Genomic DNA, 6,199 nt, shown 5'->3' with positions numbered 1-6,199 from the left:
GATGAACAAAAACAATATTTATTTAATAAATTATTATTTTAACTTACAAACCTTTTAATTAATACCTTTAAACCCCAGACTCTTTTTACAAAGGGTCTTTTTATTTGTCATTAAATAAATATATCATAACAAAACAATAAAACAACAAAATAAACAAATTACCTTGAATATTTCTAATAATTCATGTTATAATAAATTAAATTACTAAAAATTATATACTATTTATGCACAAAAACTTTTTACCAATTCTTCAATAAAAAAATCAAAATATGTAGAAAATAAGAGGCATTTTATAATAAAAATGTTATAATAAAGCTGTAAATGCAAACAATGGAGGCAAACATGTATCACATTCCAATAGGAATCTCAGGAAGACACACTCACCTATCACAAGAAACACTAGATATTTTATTCGGTCAAAAAAATTATCAACTCACTTTTTTCAAACCCCTCAAACAAACAGGACAATTTGCAGCCCAAGAAAAAATTGATGTTATGAGTCCATCAGGAAAAATTCTTCCACAAGTTCGGATTTTAGGACCCACAAGACCTTTTGACCAAGTAGAAATTAGTCAAAGCGATGCTTTAAGACACGGATTTACAGCTCCTGTTAGATCTTCAGGCGATATTAAAGGTTCAGGCAAAGCCACTTTAATAGGTCTCAAAGGTCAAGTAGACATTGAAGAAGGTGTTATTATTGCCAACAGACATATTCATTTATCTACCCAAGATGCAAAAAATTTTGGCATTACTGACAAACAAATGGTAAGTATTGAAATTGAAGGCACTAAACCTGGCATCTTAAAACAAGTTTTGTGCAGAGTACACCACGATTTTAAACTTGAATGCCACTTAGATACCGATGACGGCAGTGCTTTTTTACTTAAAAATGGCGATACTGTTAAATTACTGAAATAAATCATTAAAAAATAAAAAAATAAATAATTTTGTCAACTTAAATTCTTGCGTTATAAGGATCTTGCAACTCACCCCAAAGACCTTATAACCTATATTTATTTTCAATCCTTAGCAAAACTAACAATATAACTAACAATTATTTTATTTTTTTATTGAGCGAAAGACATAAATTTCCTTTCATTTGTGTCTTTCGCTCAATAAAAACTCTTCTTAAAAACGCAAACAACAAGAAGGAGGTAAAACGGATAAGGATAAAAATTACAAAAACCCAATAAACTTAATTAAAAATTATCCTCAATAAAATCAATGCAAACAACCAATCCATCTTTTAAAAAGTTTCTCAGATCTGAAGTTTTTCGTGACCCTATCTACGGTTATATTTATCTGGAATACGAATTGATTGAAAAATTAATTGATACTTCCGTTTTCCAAAGATTAAGACGTATAAAACAATTAAGCGGCGCTAACATCGTCTTTCATGGAGCAGAACATTCTCGTTTTACACACAGTTTAGGTGTTTATGAACTTGCAAGACGGTTTTTAAAAATCACAAATATTAAAAAACACTTTTCTGAAACCCAAAAATTAATTTTACTAGTATCTTCTTTGTTACATGATATTGGACACGGTGCTTATTCTCATTCTTTTGAAACCTTATTTGACGTAAACCACGAAACGCAAAGTGCACGAATCATCAAAAATAACAAAGAAATTGGAGCTTTATTAGACCAAATAAGCCCTGATTTCAAAAACGATGTAGCTAGTGTGATTGAAAAAACAAAGAAATTTCCCTTAATAGAACAAATTTTAACTAGTCAAATTGATATTGACAGACTAGATTATTTAGAACGAGATTCTTATTTTACAGGTGCCACTTATGGGCATATCGATTTAGAACGTTTAATGCGTAGCATGATAATTGAGCCTCATCCTAGCAAAAATAACGAAAAATGTATTGCCTTTAGACAAAGTGGTGTTTTTGCTATTGAAAATTATTTAATTAACCGCTATCATATGTTCTGGCAAGTTTATTATCATCCCAAAGTAAGAGCTTATAGCACTATTTTAGAAAAAATTTGTAAACGTTTATGTGATTTATTACAAAATAACTATCCTGTAGACCCATACATCCAACCTTTTTACAATTTTGTAAACAATCAAACTGACCTAGACAAATACTTAGCAATTGATGATTATTATATGAACGGTTTAATCCTACATCTTAAAAATAGTAAGGATACCATTTTAAAAAATTTATGTAATGATTTTCTCAATAGAAGTATTTGGCACATTTTAGATGATAACGACCAAAACCAAGAACAAATTGCACACATTAAGCAAAAATATCACAGCCAAAACCGCGATTATATTAAATATTATACTTCAAGTAATGCTGCTTTTCAAAATGCTTATTCCGAAAGTAAGCCTAAATTTGAAACCAAAATTTTAATTAAATCTAAGGGAGGACTCAAAAGTCTGAAAGAAGAATCCCCCATTATTAAAAGTTTAATCAAAAGTAGTCCTAAACAAGATAATAAATTTTTTTATCGCCCTTTATAAATCCAAAACTTCCCCTATAAACCCCTCCCAAACAACTTCCCCAATTCTCAACTAACAACAAATCCCAAAAGCCAACATCCATATCAATTTTATTTAAGGAAATCAAATGCATCATACAACCAAAAAAAAATACAGTCAAAATTTTTTAACAGATGTTAATTTATTAAACAAAATTGTAACTAAGGCTTCCATCACAGACAAAAATGTTTTAGAAATTGGACCTGGCAAAGGTGCTTTAACCAAAATTATTGTCCCTCAAGCTAAACATGTTTTAGCCTATGAAATTGATGCTACTCTCAAACCTTTTTTAAATTTTGAAAATCATAACAATGTTAATATCATTTATGATGATTTTTTAAAAAGAGATTTATTAAAAGATTTTGATCATTATTTTAGTCCTAACTCTCAATTAAGTTTAATTGGTAACTTACCTTATTATATTACCTCACCTATTATTTTTAAAATTATTGACACTCCCCAAATTAATGATGCTACTATTATGATTCAAAAAGAAGTAGGAATGCGTTTACTGGCTCAACCCAATAACAAAAATTATAACGCTTTATCTGTAATTATTCAATTTCTATTTAGTATTGAAAAAATCCAAGAAGTTAAAAGACATATGTTTTTTCCTGCACCCAAAGTAGACAGTATTGTTATTAAACTTACTAAAAATAACAACATTTGCCCTACTTTATTGCAACAATTTATCAAGTTTGTAAAAGCTTCCTTTAAACAAAAAAGAAAAACTTTACTCAACAACTTATCTTGTCAATTTTTGTTATCCAAAGAAAACATTATTCCTTTTTTCTTACAACATCACATCCCTTTACAAATTAGAGCCGAACAGGTAACTTTAGAAAATTTTCAAAAATTAACTGTTAAATGGTTTATTTTTTTTAATATGTCATAAAATAATAAAACTTTTCATATTGAAAATAAATCACAAAGCTCATTAGGAAATGATTTTCCCTTTTTCCGATATTAAACATCAATATCAAAAAATTAAATATTAATCTTTTTTTAAATAAAAAAACCATTAAAATATTAACTGCATCCAATTATTATTTATATTTTATTTGTAATTTTTAATTTGTATCATTACACAAACCATAAATAATTCATAATAAATAACGAATAATAATTTAGCATTTAATATAAAATGAAGCAAAACTGGAGGCTTAAGAAATGAAAGTTACCGATGTAAAAATTAGAAAAATCAACGGTGAAAGTAGATTAAGAGGAGTTTCTTCAATCACTTTTGAAAACCAATTTGTAGTTAATGACATCAGAATTATAGAAGGAGAAAGAGGTATATTTATTGCTATGCCAAGTAGAAAAACTTCCAAAGGCAACTTTAGAGATATCGCTCATCCCATCAATTCAGAAACCCGTCAACTAATTGAAAATTGCATCAAAAACAAATACCAAGATTTGCTAGATAACCCTCCACAAGAAGAAGATTTTTCTCAAAATTCTGAAAATTAATAATTATTAACTTTAAAAAATTCCAGATTTTTTTGGAATTTTTTTTACATGTTTTGAATTCAAAACGCCATTTTATTAAAAAAATTTTGCAAATGCGAAACTAAAAACCCAAAACTAACAAACAACTCATCCATTAACACTTTTTCCAAACATACTTTACATTACTAAAATATTTACAATTATATTTATCCAAAAAAATTAAGCAAAGAGGTACAAAAATTTGTCTTGTTGCAGCAATTCTTCATCCATCCACAATCACGAACACAACGATAAAAAACCATTAATTTGTTTTGTTATAGGAACATTTTTATATAGTTTATTTGCTCTATATTTGCATTCTCACAATTGCACAAACACACTAGTATTAGTTCTTGTTTCTTTGTCACTTTTGTTTTTAATCGGCTATCATGTTATTTTAGAAGGCTTTATAGAAACTTGGCAAGATACTTGCAAATTTAAAAAATTCACTCCCAACATTCATATTTTAATGACTTTAGCGGCTTTGGGAGCTTTATATTTGAAAAACTACAACGACGGCATTTTATTAATTGTCATATTTTCAGGAGCTTCTTTTTTAGAAGAATACGTTGAGGCAAAAAGTCAAAAAGAAATCAAAAATCTCTTAAAGCTTCAAGTAGCAGAAGCAAGATTACAAAAAGAAGACGGCAGTACTGAAATTATTCCTTCCAAACTACTCAAAATCAATGATTTAGTCTTAATTTTACCAGGCGACCAAATCCCTACTGACGGCGTCATTGTTTCGGGCAATCCCAACATTAACGAAGCTAACATTACAGGCGAAGGCATTCCTTGTGACAAACAACCAGGCGATTTTGTCTACGGCAGCACCATTAACGGCAGCAACCATTTTGTTATGCGTGTCACAGCTACTAACGAAAAGACTGTTTTTGCCCAAATTGTAAGATTAGTAAGCCAAACCCAAAACAATATTTCCAAAACTGCTACTTTAATTAAAAAAATAGAACCAATTTATGTAAAAACCGTTATGGCAACAGTTGTTGTTGTCCTTGGTCTTGCAGGAATACTACATTTTACTGGACCAAGTAATCCCAATTTCGAATTTAGCACTTGGCTACACAAAACAATGATTTTTTTAACTGTATCATCTCCATGTGCCCTAGCTGCAGCTGACATTCCTTCCACTCTTGCAGCTATTTCTAACCTCACTAAAAAAGGGATTTTATTCAAAAACGGCAGATCTTTGGAAAAAATGGCAGATATCAAAGCTTTTTCATGCGACAAAACAGGCACCCTTACCGAAGGCAAACCTCAAGTAACTGATGTTTATGTAGCCCCCGAAATCTCTGAAGAAAAGTATCACAAATATTTAGATATATTATTAGGGATGGAACAAAAATCCAACCATCCTTTAGCACTAGCTATTAAAAACCATTTCCACCACAAATCTCACCTCCAAATGGAAATTACTAGCTCAGTTGGCATCGGCCTTGAAACTTTTTATCAAAACAATCATTATAAAATTGCCAAAGCTACTGCTTTTACCCAAACTCCAATCTGTGCATCTTTACAAGCCCAAACGCAAAAATTTTTATCCGAAGGCAAAACCATCGTTTATTTTAGTTGTAATAATCACATTGTTATGGCTTTAGCTCTTTTGGATAAATTACGTCCTCAAGCTCATCATTTAATGCAATACTTCAACCATAAAAACATCTATACTGCAGTAATTACAGGAGATACCCAACAAATCGCTTACATCTTACAAAAAAAACTTCATCTCAAAGCAGCTTGGGGAGATATTCTACCTGCCTATAAACTAGAAAAAGTTCAAGAACTACAAAAAGAAAAAGGCACTACAGTAATGGTAGGTGATGGTGTCAATGATGCTCCTGCCCTTACAGCTGCTGATGTAGGAATTGCGATGCAAAACGGTGCTGATGTGGCAATGGATGTAGCAGATGCAGTTTTAATGCAAAACGATTTATCAAAAATTATCTATACTCACCAAGTAGCTGTCAAATTACGCAAAATCATTTGGCAAAATATTATTTTTGCTATGTTAGTAGTTTGTATCTTGAATCTTTGTAATCTTTTTGGAGACATGAATTTACCTTGGGCAGTCACTTGCCATGAAGGAAGCACACTTTTAGTTATTTTCAATGGATTAAGACTTTTACAAAGTCCCAAAAACCCCAAACTAAAAGACAAAAAGAAAAACACAAAATCTTTTAATAAATAATTTACTTTATTA

At 30.0% G+C, this 6,199-nt stretch carries 5 protein-coding genes; all 5 read left to right on the top strand.

All coding sequences use genetic code 11. The features are described from left to right. Positions 1-342: 342 nt before the first annotated feature. On the top strand, positions 343-918 hold the full coding sequence (locus tag OL66_RS01445; protein WP_034172175.1) for a phosphate propanoyltransferase: 576 nt from the start codon (positions 343-345) through the stop codon (positions 916-918). A 306-nt stretch (positions 919-1,224) separates the two neighbouring features. After that, a complete protein-coding gene (locus tag OL66_RS01440) occupies positions 1,225-2,478 on the top strand; it encodes an HD domain-containing protein (protein WP_034172174.1) in 1,254 nt (417 codons plus the stop codon). 106 nt (positions 2,479-2,584) lie between these two features. Further along, positions 2,585-3,391: a 16S rRNA (adenine(1518)-N(6)/adenine(1519)-N(6))-dimethyltransferase RsmA gene (rsmA, locus tag OL66_RS01435; protein WP_034172173.1), complete on the top strand. Its 807-nt coding sequence runs from the start codon at positions 2,585-2,587 to the stop codon at positions 3,389-3,391. Between the two features lie 275 nt (positions 3,392-3,666). Next, entirely contained in the window at positions 3,667-3,966 is a 300-nt protein-coding gene (spoVG, locus tag OL66_RS01430; protein WP_034172172.1) for a septation regulator SpoVG, read from the top strand. 220 nt (positions 3,967-4,186) lie between these two features. Then, positions 4,187-6,187 carry a heavy metal translocating P-type ATPase gene (locus OL66_RS01425; RefSeq protein ID WP_034172171.1) on the top strand — a complete coding sequence of 667 codons (2,001 nt, stop codon included), beginning with the start codon at positions 4,187-4,189 and terminating at the stop codon, positions 6,185-6,187. The last annotated feature ends 12 nt before the right edge of the window (positions 6,188-6,199 follow it).

It is taken from the genome of Chrysanthemum yellows phytoplasma (assembly GCF_000803325.1).
Lineage (GTDB): Bacteria > Bacillota_I > Bacilli_A > Acholeplasmatales > Acholeplasmataceae > Phytoplasma > Phytoplasma asteris.
The sequence above is the reverse complement of the archived record's forward strand: the minus strand, read 5'-3'. Positions and strand labels throughout refer to the sequence as shown.